Genomic DNA, 15,917 nt, shown 5'->3' with positions numbered 1-15,917 from the left:
GCAAGGGAACACAAAAATAAACAATATTTGAGTGATATTTAGGGAAAGAATGTTATGGTTGTTATGCAAAACTTTAAAATATTGAACCTTTGATTACTTTTGCTGTTAAGAAGGGACTACATGCAACAAAAAAAATGTGAATATGATTTTTTATAATAGTCTTTTAGCAAAGTGGTTCTTAGGAAAAGGGAAGAAACACTATTTTATGTTAGGCTGGTTTTTCTTTACCCGCTATAAATATCTGGAAGTCTGGGAAGATATGGAACTCCGAATTCATGCCAGACAGTATTGGGAATGTTTTTCTTTAACCCTGATACCAGCACTTATTTTATCATTACTTTTTTCATGGTGGTGGATGGTGCTGCCATTCGTGACTTATCACATACTTTATTGGTTTGAAAAGATCATCTGTCACCATTCTATCTTTAATTGGGAGGCAATGAAACATTGTGGCGATACGCTTTATCTCAGGAAGAGAAAAGCGTATGCCTGGAAAAAAGGTTATGGGAAAAAAGAATTGCCCGCATCCAGATGGAATGATTAAAACCTCACTTTAAATGCTTCTTTATCCAAAGCAGATGTCCATACTCGGTATCGTTGGAAGTCCAATGCTCATTAATGGGAGTAATCAGTGCTTCTTTCGGACAGTTTAGTACATTGTATACGATGTAGCTGGTTGTCGGAGGACATACATCATCGTTGAATCCCCATGTCATATAGGTATCTGCTTTGATTAATTTCGCAAAGTTCACAACATCATAATAGGCCATTGTCTTTATTTTTTCAGGAGTATCCATATCTACCGAATTCCTGAAGAAATGAGGATATCCGCCGGCACGTCCGGCTTTATAACCTGCCATGTCACTTAATGCAGGATGATTGGCGACACAGGCTGTCACCCGTTGATCCAGTCCCGCAGTGATTAATGCCAAGGCTCCTCCCTGGCTACCTCCTTGTGCTATTACATTTTTACCATCCCACTCCGGTAGGGAAGTCAGGAAATCAATAGCGCGTACACAGGCCAGATATACTCGTTTCATATAATAATTGTCGCGGCTATCGAGTCCATTGGTTAAGTAGCCGTTCTCTCTGCCATTAAAAGCATTGCTGATTTCTTTGAATGCTTCGTCACTCATTTCCGGATGAAGGCCGTGTATCTCGATCTCAAAACGGATGCAGCCTTGCTCTGCATAATATTTGTGTCGCAGTGGTTCTTTGATTGTTTTGATTCCTGCTCCCGGAGGGCATAATACAACGGGAAATTTACCCTCTTTCTTTGGATAGAACAAATATCCGTAGACGCATTGCCCACGTTTGTTCAATTGCAGCTTTACGAGATAACAATCTATTTTATCGGTTGAGTACTTTTCTACATGTTCTTTGGTGTACGTTAGAGGAAATTCTTTTTGTTCCGCTTTCGCTTTTTCCCAGAATTCTTTGAAGTCGGAAGGCATGGTAGTGTACGGAAGAAGCTTTTCCGGTGAAAAACCAACTTTAACATGATGTGAATAAGTCTTTCCATCTACGGTGGCTTTCAGTCGACAATCACGGAAGCCGGGTTCTTTCATTGTGCCGAGAGAAATTACGGCTTTGCCGTTTTTCAAAGTTACACTTCCCTTGGTGTCAGCGGTAGGCATCATATCTCCTCCTATTTCATAGGTGACGGTTACGTTATCCCTGGGAATACCATATTTATAGAATTGTACTTCCACAGTTGCTTTTTCTCCCGTTTTATAGAGCCAGTCGGCATGGTTGGGAACTGTGACCCAAAGTACATCACTTTTATAAGGGTAGTTTTCGGCTACGGCGGATAATAAAGTTAGTGACAATAGCCATACGGATAAAAGTAGTCTCTTCATGGTGTTATTCATTGTTTTTATCTTAAAGCTTCCACTTCTTCCGGTGTCAAAGGAATCTTCTTGCCTAATCGGCGGGCACCGGTTTCTGTAATCAGATAATCTTCTTCATTGCGGATACCGCCGAAGTTCTTATAAGTTTCCACTACATCATAGTTGATGAAATCAGTGAATTTCTTTTCTGCTTTCCACATATCGATCAGTTCCGGAATAAAGTAAATACCCGGTTCTACCGTATGTACGAATCCCGGTTCCAATGGGATGGCGAGGCGTTGCGATTTGCGACCGAACTGTGTGCTTTTCGGCTGGCCGTTGTAACCTACCCATATCTCTCCCAGATTCTCCATATCATGTACATCCAATCCCATCATGTGACCTAATCCGTGCGGATAAAACAACGCATGGGCTCCTTCGCGTACAGCATCCTCGGTATTCCCTTTCATCAATCCGAGCGCCTTCATGCCGTCCACCATGACGCGGGCCGACAGCTCATATACGTCCATATAAGGAATACCCGGACGGAGAGCCTTTACGGATTCCAGGTGCATGGCGTTCTGAATCTCGTATACTTCACGCTGACGGGTGGTGAACTTCTTATCGGCGGGAATGGTAGACGACATATCACCCGCATAACCTGATTCTACTTCTGCACCGGCATCGATTAAGAACAAATCACCCGGTTTCACTTTATTTCCGTGATAATGATTGTGCAGAGTCTGTCCGTTGATAGTGGCAATTGTAGCGAATGAGAGCTGGCAGTTATTAGATTCGGCCACCCGGTTCATTTCAGCTACCACTTCATATTCGTACATACCCGGACGAAGTACCTTCATGGCTGTAATATGCATATCGGCAGTAACATCGCAAGCCTTTTCTATTTCTACGATTTCTTCTGCAGATTTATAGTTGCGTTGAGCAATCACGGCACGGATGAATGGAACAGAACCTTCCTGATGTGCGGGAGGGATACCCAGCCAGTCCATCAGTTTCAGTTTATGTTCGGGGCGGTAAGGAGGCAGATAGTGAACTGCTTTCCCTTTCTGTACACACTGATGGAGATAGCTTACAATGTCAGCAGACGGCATCAGATTTTTTACGCCTACACGTTCGCATTTTTCGTGTAATGTCGGCTGTGATCCCATCCATACGATTGCGTCGATAGACAACTCATCACCAAAGATAATTTCTTTGTCTTCATCTATATCGATAATAGCCGAAAGTCCGGCACATGAAAGTCCGAAATAATAAAGGAAAGTGGAATCCTGACGATAACGGAATGTGTTATCTTCGTAATTCAGTCCGCACTCGTCATTTCCGAGAAATAACAACACTCCGGAGCCTAAGTTCTTTTTTAGCAGGGCTCTCCGCTGCATATACGTTTCTTTGGCAAACATATTGTCCTAGTTTTTAAGTTCGTGCAACAAAGATAACGAATTTTGTGTTATAGGATTAAAAATTATCTCCCTAATCTGTGTAATCTCTCGTTAAAAAGTTACTTTTGTAGCGAGAAACAGTAGAAAGCAAAAACGAATATGGCACAAGGTTCCCGTCAAATACAATCTCAGGCGCAACAGCAGGTACAAACGCTCTCGCCCCAGCAGATTCTGGTCGTGAAACTGTTGGAGCTTCCCGCAGTAGAGTTGGAAGACCGTATCCATGCTGAACTGCTTGAAAATCCGGCACTTGAAGAAGGTAAGGAAGAGAATGCTGCGGATGATGAATATTCTGATACCGACAATGCAGAAGATGGCATGGATAGCGATGCCAATGACTATGATTCTTTAAGTGACTATCTGACAGAAGACGATATCCCTGATTATAAATTGCAAGAGAACAACCGTTCGAAAGATGAACAGGCGGAGGATATTCCATTTTCCGACTCCACCTCTTTTTATGAAATCCTGAAAGAACAGTTGCGTGAACGCAACCTGACAGAGCACCAGTGTGACTTGGTGGAATACCTGATCGGTTCATTGGATGATGACGGATTGCTTCGCAAATCTTTGGAAAGTATCTGCGACGAACTGGCGATTTATGCCGGTATCGAATCGACCGAGGAGGAACTGGAAGAAGCATTGAGCATCTTACAGGACTTCGATCCGGCAGGTATCGGTGCGCGTAGTCTTCAGGAATGTTTGTTGATACAGATTTGCCGGAAAAAAGAAGAAGAGAAAACTCCCAGTCCTATCTTGAATCTGGAAGAACGGATTATCAGGGAATGTTACGAAGAATTCACCCGTAAACATTGGGAGAAGATTATAAAGAAACTGGATATTGATGAAGAGACTTTCCAGGAAACCATTACTGAAATAACCAAACTGAATCCACGTCCGGGTGCTTCTTTAGGAGAAGCAATCGGCAGGAATCTCCAGCAAATAGTTCCCGACTTTATGGTGGAAACGTATGATGACGGAACCATTAATGTAAGCCTCAATAACCGCAATGTTCCCGAACTCCGTATGAGTCGTGACTTCACGGAAATGGTGGAGGAGCATACAAAAAACAGGGCTAACCAGTCTAAGGAATCTAAAGAAGCGATGATGTTTCTGAAACAGAAAATGGATGCGGCACAAGGATTTATCGATGCTGTCCGTCAGCGTCAGAATACCTTGATGACTACCATGCAGGCGATTATCGACCTGCAACGTCCTTTCTTCCTGGAAGGAGATGAATCGCTATTGAAACCGATGATTCTGAAAGATGTAGCCGAACGTACTGGATTGGATATTTCGACAATCTCCCGTGTGAGTAACAGTAAATATGTACAGACGAATTATGGTATCTATCCGCTCAAATACTTTTTCAGCGACGGATATACTACAGAGGATGGCGAAGAGATGTCTGTCCGTGAGATTCGTAAGATCCTGAAAGAGTGTATTGAGGGCGAGGACAAGAAGAAACCTCTGACCGATGATGAATTGGCGGATATATTAAAGGAGAAAGGTTATCCCATTGCCCGCAGGACAGTAGCCAAATACCGTCAACAACTGAATATCCCCGTGGCGAGACTACGGAAATGAGAGTATAAAGTATTAAGTATAAAGTATTAAGTATTAGTGCTGATGGACAGAGAGAGAGAACATATCATAGCGGATAAGACGATGTTGCAGGTGGCGAGAGTCACTTCGATGGTCTTTACTCCATTTTCTATTCCGTTTTTATCGTTTCTGGTGTTATTCCTGTTTTCTTATCTTCGTATCATGCCGATACAATATAAGTTGATAGTGTTGGGAATCGTTTACTGTTTCACCATACTGACACCTACTATTACCATTTTCCTGTTTCGTAAAATCAATGGATTTGCCCGTCAGGAGTTGAGTGAACGTAAGAAACGTTATGTGCCTATTCTACTGACCATCATCTCGTATGTGTTCTGTCTGCTGATGATGCGTAAGCTGAATATCCCGTGGTATATGACTGGTATCATTCTTGCTTCTCTGGTAGTGTCTATCATTTGCATTGCAGTAAACCTCAAATGGAAGTTGAGCGAGCACATGGCAGGAATGGGCGGGGTGATCGGAGGCTTGATTTCTTTCAGCGCCTTGTTCGGTTACAATCCGGTCGTATGGCTATGCCTGTTTATTTTGATTGCCGGTATATTGGGCTCTGCACGCATTGTTCTGGGGCATCACACGCTGGGTGAGGTGCTTTCCGGTTTTGCTGTCGGTCTGATATGTGCCCTTTTGGTACTTCATCCGGTGAGTAACATCTTATTTCGAGTATTTTTATTTTAAAACAGTATAAATCCTAAAAACTAATCATTATGAACTTTCCACAGAATTTAAAGTACACGAACGAACACGAATGGATTCGCGTTGAAGGAGACATTGCATACGTTGGTATCACCGATTATGCACAGGAACAATTGGGCGATATTGTGTTCGTCGATATCCCGACTGTTGGTGAAACGTTGGAAGCCGGTGAAACTTTCGGAACGATTGAAGTAGTGAAAACTATTTCCGATCTTTTCCTGCCGATAGCAGGTGAGGTGCTCGAACAAAATGAAGCATTGGAAGAAAACCCGGAACTGGTTAATAAAGATCCCTATGGCGAAGGTTGGTTGATTAAAGTGAAGCCGGCTGATGTGAAAGCGGTAGAAGATCTGCTGGATGCCGAAGCCTATAAAGCCGTGGTAAACGGATAGTGCAAACAGAAATATAACTAATATAAGTTGAATGTAGCTGAACCCCCTCTCTTCGTGAAAGGGCTGTGAAGAGGCTTTTAATTTTTATTCTATGACTCCAATTGTAAGTATTATCATGGGCAGCACGTCCGACCTTCCTGTTATGGAGAAGGCTGCACAGCTGCTGAATGATATGCATGTACCGTTCGAAATGAACGCTCTTTCTGCTCACCGCACGCCCGAAGCTGTGGAAGAGTTTGCGAAGAATGCCCGCAACCGTGGCATTAAAGTAATTATCGCTGCTGCCGGAATGGCTGCCGCCCTTCCCGGTGTAATTGCGGCTAACACTACATTGCCGGTAATCGGAGTACCTGTAAAAGGTTCCGTGCTCGATGGTGTGGACGCACTTTATTCTATCATTCAGATGCCTCCGGGCATTCCTGTAGCAACGGTTGCCATCAACGGAGCGATGAATGCCGCTATCCTTGCCATCCAGATGCTGGCATTGAGCGATGAGAAACTGGCAGAAGCTTTTGCTGCTTACAAGGAAGGACTGAAAAAGAAAATCGTAAAAGCAAACGAAGAACTGAAAGAAGTGAAGTTTGAATATAAAACGAACTAATGGATCTATTCAATTATTTTCGAAGAGAAACCACAGAAGTAAATATTGGGGCTGTGCCGTTGGGCGGCCCCAATTCTATTCGTGTCCAGTCGATGACAAACACGTCTACGCAGGATACACAGGCTTGTGTGGAACAGGCGAAACGTATTGTTGATGCAGGTGGAGAGTATGTCCGCCTCACAACCCAGGGCATCAAAGAAGCTGAAAACCTGATGAACATTAATATCGGACTACGTAGCCAGGGATATATGGTTCCGTTGGTTGCCGATGTGCATTTCAATCCGAAAGTGGCAGACGTGGCTGCTCAATACGCCGAAAAGGTGCGAATCAATCCGGGAAATTATGTAGATGCTGCGCGTACTTTTAAAAAACTGGAATATACAGACGAGGAGTATGCGCAGGAAATACAGAAAATCCATGACCGGTTTGTCCCGTTCCTGAATATCTGTAAAGAGAATCACACGGCTATCCGGATTGGAGTAAATCATGGCTCTCTGTCCGATCGTATCATGTCCCGTTATGGTGATACGCCCGCAGGGATGGTAGAGTCCTGTATGGAGTTTCTCCGTATCTGTGTAGAGGAAAACTTCACAGATGTGGTGATTTCCATCAAAGCCTCCAATACGGTGGTTATGGTAAAAACCGTCCGCTTGTTGGTAGACGTCATGGAGAAAGAAGGGATGGCTTTCCCATTACACCTCGGGGTGACAGAAGCCGGAGATGGAGAAGACGGACGTATCAAGTCCGCCCTTGGCATCGGTGCGCTGTTGAGTGACGGATTGGGAGATACCATTCGAGTATCTTTGAGCGAAGCTCCTGAAGCTGAAATCCCGGTGGCCCGTAAACTGGTGGATTATGTTCTGTTGAGGCAGGATCATCCTTATATCCCGGGATTGGAAGCACCGGAATTCAATTATCTGTCTCCCGAACGTCGCAAGACAAAAGCCGTCCGTAATATCGGAGGTGAACATGTACCTGTGGTTATTGCCGACCGCATGGACGGGAAGACAGAGGTAAATCCGCAATTCACACCGGACTATATTTATGCCGGAAGAACCTTGCCCGATCAACGGGAAGACGGAGTAGAATATATTCTTGATGCGGATATATGGCAGGGAGAAGACGGAACCTGGCCTGCATTCAATCATGCACAGCTGCCTTTAATGGGAGAATGTAATGCAGAACTTAAATTTCTGTTTATGCCCTACATGGCACAAACAGACGAAGTGATAGCCTGCCTGAAGCATCATCCGGAAGTAGTGATTGTTTCCCAAAGCAATCATCCGAACCGTTTGGGTGAGCACCGTGCACTGGTACATCAACTAATGACGGAAGGCTTACAAAATCCGGTTGTCTTCTTCCAGCATTATTCGGAAGATGATGCGGAGAATTTGCAGATAAAGTCCGCAGCCGATATGGGAGCCTTGATTTTTGACGGTCTTTGTGATGGCATTTTCCTGTTCAATCAGGGTAACTTGAGCCATGCCGTCGTTGATGCTACTGCTTTCGGAATCTTGCAGGCCGGACGTACCCGCACCTCCAAAACAGAGTATATATCTTGTCCTGGTTGCGGCCGTACACTTTACGACTTGGAAAAGACCATTGCCCGTATCAAGGCAGCCACTTCGCATTTGAAAGGGCTGAAGATCGGCATCATGGGATGCATCGTGAATGGTCCCGGTGAGATGGCAGATGCAGACTACGGCTATGTAGGAGCAGGACGGGGGAAAATCAGTCTCTATAAAGGCAAGGTGTGCGTAGAGAAAAATATTCCTGAAGAAGAAGCGGTAGAACGACTTCTGGAGTTTATCCGGACAGACCGGGAAGAAAACCAACAATGATATTGATTAGATATGGATTACACGGATGAATACGGATTTAGTTAAAATCAGGAGTAGGAATCCGCATAGTCCATATCTAAATAAAAGCCATTTTAGAAGGTAATATTTATATCTTTCCCATTCTCTGTGTGATATGTTTTCACGGGCTTTCCATTACGTAACACACAGGTCTTTATTTTATTTCCTTGTCGTTCAACGATAATATCAAACGGCGAAAATGCAAATGCCGAAACATTATTCAATCTCATCGAATTCCATTTATCAGGTAGTTGTGGACAGAGTGAGAATGAATTGGATCCTGTCGGACGAATACCAAAAATACCTTCGGTTACTATACGGCAATACAAAGCACTTTCGGCTGACAAATGCCGTTGGTTTCCTTCGGGCCAGGCCTCGATAGGATATGGAACATGTTCCCCAAGCAGGCGTTGCTGTGAGTAATATGCCATGTGTTCCATTGCCCTTTCCCTTGCTCCTGCGCTATACACTCCTCGTAGAGCGTAAAGAGTAGACCTGTCCCAGAAAGTATCTGTTCCGGCTTGCGTCAATAAGCCGTCTTTGCTCCACAAACGGGGAGAAAACAATGCTTCGACGGTTCCTGTCTTCTTTTCAAAGATCCCGACTGTCAGAGGGATAGCTATCCATGAACGTAAAATATCATTGCCTTCATAATAGCGGTAACTGTCGAAACCTTCTATATGGCTACCAAAATAATTGTTTATATTATTTCTTAATACTTTCGCCTGCCGGGCATATTCTTTTGAAACAGAAGACTGCTTGCCAAGTTCTTTGGCAAGATAGTTTGCCGATACCAGAGCGTCATAATACAAACTTGATGTACAAAGGTTTGCGTTACCTGCAGGAAAGCGTCCTTCAAGTTCATCAGCATCTGAAGTCACAACTCCGGAAGCATTTATTTTTCTTTTGCAGTATTCCAGACACCACTCAATCAAGGGCCATAACTCTTGTGCTTCCTTTTTATCTGCTTTGGCTAGTGCATAACGGGCGGCCCCATAAGCTATCATCGCTGCATCGCCACGATCGCCAGCCCCGTTCCAGATGTCCTTCCCTTCGGCAATGATAGAGCTGGGTATGGGTTTGTAATCAGGATTCATGAAGCGGGCAAACAGCCTGAATGAGTTTAATGCGGACGCGTTTCCGGTATCATAACCCAGAAAGGGAAAGAAAGGATTGGCATACTCCGCTTGGTCATTCGCCCAAACAGCTGCATAATATGATTCTCCTCCGGGGCTGTGCATAAATCCTCCTCCGGTAGCAAAAATACTCTCTGCTGCTCTTACTTTAGCAAAAGCAAATGCAGTATTTACTACCGGATCAGGGGAGACAAAGCTAAGATTGTTCCATATCTTGTCGACAAAAGCCATTCGTTTATGTTCTTCGTCTGCTATATCGACTATCAATTCTTTCTCTCCTTTTTTATAAGCCTGAACAGAAGCATCGAAAGTCAATGATTCTTTAGGAGCAATAGTATATAAACAGTCTTCCTTATTTTGTATAGACGTAACTATAGTGTATGATCCATCCACTCCTTTTGCAGAATCGGTTTTGTAAACGGCTTTTTGAAAAGGTACAATGACAGAAATCGGTTTCGATGAGATATTCTTGACCGTATAACGTTCACAAAGCATCGGTTTGTCTGTTGAAGGAAAGAATGATCTCGTAAGTTCGACTACAGGTACTGGCTCTCTACTGCGTGCCGTACCTGTATTCTGGTATCCAATAGCGAAAAGGCTTACTACCGTGAGTCGTCCGTCGATACATATCGATTTCACTTTTTCATTGTTGAGAGCCATACCATTAACCAACAACAAAGAGGCGTAATCAATTGCAAATCGTTGCATCAGGCTTGCATGTGTATTGTTGGGTATCGTCCGCAACATAGGCCATATCATTGAACGTTCCATCACAAATTGCCCATCGCCGTTTACGCCATAACGTAATACTGCTGAAACCTTTAAACCGCTCATTTCAATATGGTCATAATGGGGGAGCCGACTGTCTATCTGCCATTCTATCGCCCCACTATCCAGGATACGCCAGCGGGGTGTAGCATTAGCATAATCTGCAAGGCAGAACAATACAAAAAGCAATAAAACGATTTTCATCTTTGGGGTAAACATACTATTAGTCTATTTCTATATAATCGAGATAAAACTGTCCGTTATCACCAGCGTCCCGTTGAAAGGCTATTTGATTTATGCCGGCTGCCAACGATACCTGAACCATTTTTTCGCTCCAGTTGGATTGTTCCTGAAATCCTAGTTGAGATTGTTTTTGACCGTTGACATATAAGCTACACGTAGCTGTCCCTTTGGAATAGTTGTAGCCCATGACATGCAATGTATATGTACCGGCGGCATCAACCTCTACATCAAACTCAACACGTGCATTTACGTTTTCAAGTCCTTTGACATAAAAGCCTTCGACTTTAACATTCTGGTTGTTATCGTCTTCTGTCTCACCCTCATTGCTACAACCTGTGCAAACCAGTAATAGGGCGAGAACTACAAACCATAAATATTGAGGGTATCTTTTCATAATCATTATCTATTTATAACTGCACCATTTCTAAGTGAGGCAACAGCCGCTTTGTATCTCTTTGAATTGGTTTTAATACGTAAAACCTTACATGAATGTGGTTCAAGTCTCACAGAGTACCGACCCGACATTGCACCTAAATCCTGATGCAGCCACAAATCACGTACATTCTTCACCTTTCCACCTTTAATTCCCAGTTCTTTTTCAAAATCAATACCATATTCAAGTGCTGTTGCTTCTCTATTAAACAGTCCGACAATCCAATCTCCATCAGGAAGTTGTCCTATCCATCTCGAACTGTTTTGTTTATCCCATATACTGGTACTAAGTGGCTTACCTACAAAACCGACTTTATTTAATTCCAGCATCTCTGTGTTTTTGTAGAATTTGGCGCAATCACCAATCGTATTATACTGATCGGTGATACCAATTGGAGAACCGCTAACCAGCAACATTGAGATATGAAACTCTCTTTCGGCATCGCTTGCCAATGTGTTGAGTTGAACAAAATCGGGATCCATTATAGTTTGTCCTTTCACCCCGATAATATCAGCCCATCCGATTAATCCATCAAAAGCACTCCGGTATTTATCACCTTGTCCGCTTTCGTTAACCTGTCCGCGCTCTTTGTCGCTGATAAACCACCATCCGCCACCGTCACAGTCAGTACTTATGCGAATCATATCCGCATAAATAATCTCGTTGCGGGCATCGTTGCGACAATTAGGAACAGAGTAACTAAGCAACATTTCATCTCCGGCTTCTTCAGCCATCCATTTCAATGCCTTGATGTATCTATTGGTTCCGTAATCCCGTTCATAGTAACCAAGAAAGTCTATCTTCAGCAACTCTATTCCCTGATCTATCATTGTTCTGATACAGCCTTTCACCCACTGTTCCGCTCCTGGTTTGTCAGTATCTATCCAGTACAGATGATCTTCAAACTTTGTAGTGCCCACCACATCAGTTATCGGAATGGAAGTTCCTTTGATATTATTATTCTGCACATAGGCAGCTTTAGGTACCCATAATGGGTTGAAATAGAATCCGAATCTCATGCCTTTACTTTTGAGATAATCGCCCCAATACTTCAGTCCGTATGTCCACGAACTGTCATATTTGGTCAGATAACCATATTGATCTATAGAATTGAGGTTAAATAACCAACCGTCAGTAGCTGCCATATCATATCCATAAGGTAAAAACTCCTCGGCAAGCCAGTCGATATTCTTTTTCCAAACATCTTCAGGCATTGATGTTCCATACCGGAAATTGTATTGGTACATATTCCAAAACAATGGTCCGCTGCCTCGCTTCGTAAATTTGCTTTCTCTGGCAAAGATACCTGCTGGTATTGTAAGCAATACCAGCAAAAGTGTTAAAAATTTAAATCTGTGTTTCATCTTATTGAATTATTTTTCCAATCATTGTAGAAAGTTGTTTTACTTGCAATTCGGCCATACCGACAACGATGTAATCCACACCGTTGAGGCCATAGGGAGCGTTGTATGCACTGGAAATTACAATTTTCAGGAATCGTCCCTTTTGTGGCGTTATCGTCTCACTGTCACCGAACCAGATGGTTTCATTCTGTCGTGGAGTGTTCTCTTTAGAAAATAGAAGCGTCCAGTTATTCAGTGCCACAGCCGAGTAATCAGCAGATGTTCCTCCATCGGCAATCGTTTTGAATAAAAATTGAGGATCGTCCGAAACATAGAAATCTATCTTCTTAATGTTCGCGTTATCTCTTCGTTGAGTCAGTCCGATATCGCTTACTTCTATTGAATTCTTCATATCTATGACAATTGTGATAGGTGTTCTCATTCCATCAAAACAATGATAATCAGTGAAGCCATAGTGATAGTCGTCTTTATTATTGAATCCATTGACATCTTTTCCCCAATAACTCGAATGCCAGTGATTGTCGAAAATTCCATCTATGATGGCTCCGGCCCCGATATTATCCCCATCCGTTGATGATGGGTTCTCCATCTTCTGGTCGCTGTTACATAGCAATATCTTCCATTCCCTGTTGTCGGGAATAACTTGCGGATCAGCAGGTACCACAACAGTCAGGTAATAAATCTCGTCCGATACCTCTATTTGTGGGGACGAGGGGGCTGCAAACTTCAACGGAAGAAGATATTGTTTATCTTTTTGCAATGTTGAACTTGCTACTGTCAATGTCGTTGTCGCATCATCATTGCCATTTGCAAAAGAAAAATCATTCACATGGTAGGCACCTGCGGGAAGTGCTTCATAATTGGTTGAATGAAAATCATTATATGCAGACACCAGTTGCGCGTTTTGTGAGAAATCGAGTCCGCAAGAGAAATTGGATATATTATCTGCAATTTCGGCTTTGAGTTTTACACTCATTGAACTATATGTCGCACTTTCAATCTGTATATCCTTTTTTCCCCATTCCACTTGCTGCCCGTTTATATCAAAAACATATAAGACCCGGTTCATTTCAACATTCACAATACCCTCTTCTGTACTTTCCAACTGGAGTGCCAAAACAAGTTTGGATTCAGGTGCCGATTTGATTAACTGATATATTTTAGCTACATCAAAATTCAGATAAAGATATTTCGACGTCTCGTTAGTTGCAAATGTTAGTTCGTGAACTCCATCTTTAAATGAATATGCATCAGGCGTTATTGTCTTGTAACTTTGATTTTCGGGCTGGCTATAATTTTCATCGATTTCCTGCTGCGTCAATGCACGGACGTTAACCGTTGCAGTCAAAGACGGGTCACTTCCTGCCTTAATGACCAGAAGAGGCTCTTCGACCGTATTTTCAGAAGCCTGCCAACTAAAAATATGCTTGCCCTCGTTCTTGAAATACAATATTTTGTGATATTCTTCAGGGAATAACTTATCATTCGAATATTCGTTGCTACATGAATATACAATCTGACATACACCAAGTATTAAAATTAATTTCAATAATATCGTTTTCATAATTCTGGTAATTCTAAATTAATATTCGGGCGACTGTACTAGTTGGGGATTGCTGTATATCTCCGAGTCATTGATCGGAAGAAGATACATTTTGTTGGTCCACATAAAAGGTTGGTCTACCTTTACTCTTTGGTTAAACTCACGGAACGATGGATCTTTTTTGGCGATGGCATTAAGACCTTCACGGACACCGGCTTTGAATACCTCCGGAGCAATTGTCCAACGCCGGGCATCAAAATAGCGGTGTCCTTCAAACCATAGTTCGGCATAACGTTCACTGCGCACCCAATCCATTAAACTCATATCAGAGTTTATGTCAGATAATTCTAAATCGGGAATACCTGCACGATTACGAACAATGTTCAGGTTGTCCAAGACATCTTGTTTGCTGTTCAATGCAGCATGACATTCCGCCAGATTGAGGTATAATTCCGCCAAACGTATGACTGCCAGTGGAGTATGAGCATAATTATTGCCATTATCTTGAGAACGCCATTGGAAGTTAGGTTGTATTCTTTTTTTGGAGAAATATCCGGTTGCATTATTATCTCTATTATATCTGTCAGGGTTGTACCCATGTTTTTGCGAGTTACGCGCTTCAAGTATCAGTGGTGAGCCATCGGCTATGAACGAACTATATTCACCTCCATCGTAACAAACCCATGCATAAAAACGCGGTTCACGATTGACATTCAGTTTTATGATATCCGGATTGGACAAACCAGCCGATTCAAACCAGTCCGATTTATCGGGAAAAGTATGATCGTATTGGGGCAATTTTCCATTCTTTGTATAAAATCTCTCAACAGAATTCAAGAAAACAGCAATACCTCCCCATCCTCCTACAGGAGAGCCGTTGTAAGTGGTGATGCCATGAGGTATTTGTGAATAGATGCCATAGTTGTCACCGCTTCCGATGGCAAAGATTACTTCTTTATTGCCATCAGTCTCACGTGTCGTATTGAGGTAACGCATGAGCATTACCGACTCTTTAAACTGGTCATCAACCCCCTCTATGTTAGGTAATGGAACTCCTTGGTTTATTCTGATACTGGTGGAAGTGGCAAGGTCGAACAGTTTGCGGTTACCTTGAGTCAGTGCCCAATCAAGAGCCTCGTTGCAAGCTGTCAGGGCACGTTTCCATTTGTTTTCATCGTATGTTCTGCTGACTAATTCCTTTCCATATCCCGGAGTCTCAAAGTTAGTGTTCTTCCAATTTGAATAAGGGAACGAGCCATTCCACAGGGGGGAGGCGGCATAAACCAACAATCGCGCTTTTAAGGCTTTGCAAGCTGTTGAAGTAGCACGTCCCAGTTCGCTGTTCTGTACTGTTGGCGGTAATTCGAAGGCAGCCCGGTCAAACCATTCGGCTATGGAGTCTACACATACGTCGAAATGCGATCTGCCCGGAAAATCCTTTTTGTCAAGGTTTTGATTGTAATGTTCAGTCACTAACGGTATAGGTCCGTATGACTCTAGTAACATAAAATGGTAGAGTGCCCGACAGAACAAAGCTTCGGCTTTCCAGCGTCTTTTATCGCTCTCGGTTACTCCCGTCGGATTGCTCTTGTCAAGCTGATCCATGAATAGATGACATCGTCCTATTCCATCGTAACAACTATTCCACGGGGCGGTTTGACTGGAAGGAGAAAGCTGGTTCCATGCCGCTTTCTGTCCGTCGTCAGCCCATAGTAAGGGGCGGGCATATTCATCGGTCGAGTTGATGAATGAGTTTTCGACTGTGTAAAACCACTCGAAATAAGTATAGCATGAATGAAGGAAACCCAATGTGGAAGCTCTGTCTTTCATTGCGTCGGGCAAGTCGGCTGTTTCATCCGGGACAACGTCCAGATAGTTGCAAGAAGCCATGCAACATGCGACAGTCACACTTAGTATGAATCGTGATATGATCTTAATGGTTTTCATATTTTATATTTTGGTTATATAGA

General features: G+C 43.1%; 13 protein-coding genes. 6 read left to right on the top strand and 7 right to left on the bottom strand.

The genetic code is table 11. From position 1 onward, the window contains the following. The first annotated feature begins 142 nt into the window (after positions 1-142). Positions 143-544 carry a hypothetical protein gene (locus DXB58_RS06640; RefSeq protein ID WP_004306977.1) on the top strand — a complete coding sequence of 134 codons (402 nt, stop codon included), beginning with the start codon at positions 143-145 and terminating at the stop codon, positions 542-544. Between the two features lie 4 nt (positions 545-548). Here the strand turns inward: DXB58_RS06640 and DXB58_RS06635 are convergent, their stop codons facing one another. Together DXB58_RS06635 and DXB58_RS06630 are read right to left on the bottom strand one after the other, a co-directional pair. Then, positions 549-1,859 (bottom strand): acetylxylan esterase, encoded by a 1,311-nt coding sequence (locus tag DXB58_RS06635; RefSeq protein WP_122136327.1) that lies wholly within the window; start codon positions 1,857-1,859, stop codon positions 549-551. 17 nt (positions 1,860-1,876) lie between these two features. Continuing rightward, positions 1,877-3,250, bottom strand: a complete 1,374-nt coding sequence (locus tag DXB58_RS06630) for an aminopeptidase P family protein (RefSeq protein ID WP_122136296.1) — start codon at positions 3,248-3,250, stop codon at positions 1,877-1,879. A gap of 138 nt (positions 3,251-3,388) precedes the next feature. Between DXB58_RS06630 and rpoN the strand changes: the two genes are divergently transcribed. From rpoN to DXB58_RS06605, 5 genes are all read left to right on the top strand, one after another. Next, positions 3,389-4,876, top strand: coding sequence for an RNA polymerase factor sigma-54 (rpoN, locus tag DXB58_RS06625; protein ID WP_117937156.1), 1,488 nt, complete (start codon positions 3,389-3,391; stop codon positions 4,874-4,876). A 42-nt stretch (positions 4,877-4,918) separates the two neighbouring features. Beyond that, positions 4,919-5,590 carry a phosphatase PAP2 family protein gene (locus DXB58_RS06620; protein WP_009000196.1) on the top strand — a complete coding sequence of 224 codons (672 nt, stop codon included), beginning with the start codon at positions 4,919-4,921 and terminating at the stop codon, positions 5,588-5,590. 29 nt (positions 5,591-5,619) lie between these two features. Beyond that, positions 5,620-6,000 carry a glycine cleavage system protein GcvH gene (gene gcvH, locus DXB58_RS06615; RefSeq protein ID WP_009000195.1) on the top strand — a complete coding sequence of 127 codons (381 nt, stop codon included), beginning with the start codon at positions 5,620-5,622 and terminating at the stop codon, positions 5,998-6,000. 91 nt (positions 6,001-6,091) lie between these two features. After that, positions 6,092-6,601: a 5-(carboxyamino)imidazole ribonucleotide mutase gene (purE, locus tag DXB58_RS06610; RefSeq protein WP_004296231.1), complete on the top strand. Its 510-nt coding sequence runs from the start codon at positions 6,092-6,094 to the stop codon at positions 6,599-6,601. Next, complete coding sequence (locus DXB58_RS06605) at positions 6,601-8,442, top strand: 4-hydroxy-3-methylbut-2-en-1-yl diphosphate synthase (RefSeq protein ID WP_122136295.1); 1,842 nt, start codon at positions 6,601-6,603, stop codon at positions 8,440-8,442. The genes purE and DXB58_RS06605 overlap by 1 nt, the downstream gene beginning before the upstream one ends. A 92-nt stretch (positions 8,443-8,534) precedes the next feature. Here the strand turns inward: DXB58_RS06605 and DXB58_RS06600 are convergent, their stop codons facing one another. From DXB58_RS06600 to DXB58_RS06580, 5 genes are read right to left on the bottom strand one after another with little or no spacing between them, the layout of a single operon-like run. After that, complete coding sequence (locus DXB58_RS06600) at positions 8,535-10,583, bottom strand: hypothetical protein (RefSeq protein ID WP_122136294.1); 2,049 nt, start codon at positions 10,581-10,583, stop codon at positions 8,535-8,537. A 4-nt stretch (positions 10,584-10,587) separates the two neighbouring features. Continuing rightward, on the bottom strand, positions 10,588-11,001 hold the full coding sequence (locus DXB58_RS06595; protein WP_032853769.1) for a CBM35 domain-containing protein: 414 nt from the start codon (positions 10,999-11,001) through the stop codon (positions 10,588-10,590). 5 nt (positions 11,002-11,006) lie between these two features. Then, positions 11,007-12,404, bottom strand: coding sequence for a hypothetical protein (locus DXB58_RS06590; RefSeq protein WP_122136293.1), 1,398 nt, complete (start codon positions 12,402-12,404; stop codon positions 11,007-11,009). Between the two features lies 1 nt (position 12,405). Next, a complete protein-coding gene (locus tag DXB58_RS06585; protein ID WP_122136292.1) occupies positions 12,406-13,968 on the bottom strand; it encodes a BT_3987 domain-containing protein in 1,563 nt (520 codons plus the stop codon). Positions 13,969-13,986: 18 nt separating this feature from the next. Next, entirely contained in the window at positions 13,987-15,894 is a 1,908-nt protein-coding gene (locus DXB58_RS06580; protein WP_122136291.1) for a RagB/SusD family nutrient uptake outer membrane protein, read from the bottom strand. Positions 15,895-15,917: the final 23 nt, after the last annotated feature.

The sequence above is a fragment of the Bacteroides sp. OM05-10AA genome (assembly GCF_003439055.1).
In the GTDB taxonomy this organism is placed as follows: Bacteria; Bacteroidota; Bacteroidia; order Bacteroidales; family Bacteroidaceae; genus Bacteroides; species Bacteroides intestinigallinarum.
The sequence above is the reverse complement of the archived record's forward strand: the minus strand, read 5'-3'. Positions and strand labels throughout refer to the sequence as shown.

Bases quoted from the DNA above. Each gene is read 5' to 3' on its own strand.
- DXB58_RS06620 (WP_009000196.1), top strand. From the start codon at position 4,919: ATGGACAGAGAGAGAGAACATATCATAGCGGATAAGACGATGTTGCAG.
- DXB58_RS06630 (WP_122136296.1), bottom strand. From the start codon at position 3,250: ATGTTTGCCAAAGAAACGTATATGCAGCGGAGAGCCCTGCTAAAAAAG.
- DXB58_RS06635 (WP_122136327.1), bottom strand. From the start codon at position 1,859: ATGAAGAGACTACTTTTATCCGTATGGCTATTGTCACTAACTTTATTA.
- DXB58_RS06585 (WP_122136292.1), bottom strand. From the start codon at position 13,968: ATGAAAACGATATTATTGAAATTAATTTTAATACTTGGTGTATGTCAG.
- DXB58_RS06600 (WP_122136294.1), bottom strand. From the start codon at position 10,583: ATGTTTACCCCAAAGATGAAAATCGTTTTATTGCTTTTTGTATTGTTC.
- DXB58_RS06640 (WP_004306977.1), top strand. From the start codon at position 143: ATGATTTTTTATAATAGTCTTTTAGCAAAGTGGTTCTTAGGAAAAGGG.
- purE (WP_004296231.1), top strand. From the start codon at position 6,092: ATGACTCCAATTGTAAGTATTATCATGGGCAGCACGTCCGACCTTCCT.
- DXB58_RS06595 (WP_032853769.1), bottom strand. From the start codon at position 11,001: ATGAAAAGATACCCTCAATATTTATGGTTTGTAGTTCTCGCCCTATTA.
- DXB58_RS06590 (WP_122136293.1), bottom strand. From the start codon at position 12,404: ATGAAACACAGATTTAAATTTTTAACACTTTTGCTGGTATTGCTTACA.
- DXB58_RS06605 (WP_122136295.1), top strand. From the start codon at position 6,601: ATGGATCTATTCAATTATTTTCGAAGAGAAACCACAGAAGTAAATATT.
- gcvH (WP_009000195.1), top strand. From the start codon at position 5,620: ATGAACTTTCCACAGAATTTAAAGTACACGAACGAACACGAATGGATT.
- DXB58_RS06580 (WP_122136291.1), bottom strand. From the start codon at position 15,894: ATGAAAACCATTAAGATCATATCACGATTCATACTAAGTGTGACTGTC.
- rpoN (WP_117937156.1), top strand. From the start codon at position 3,389: ATGGCACAAGGTTCCCGTCAAATACAATCTCAGGCGCAACAGCAGGTA.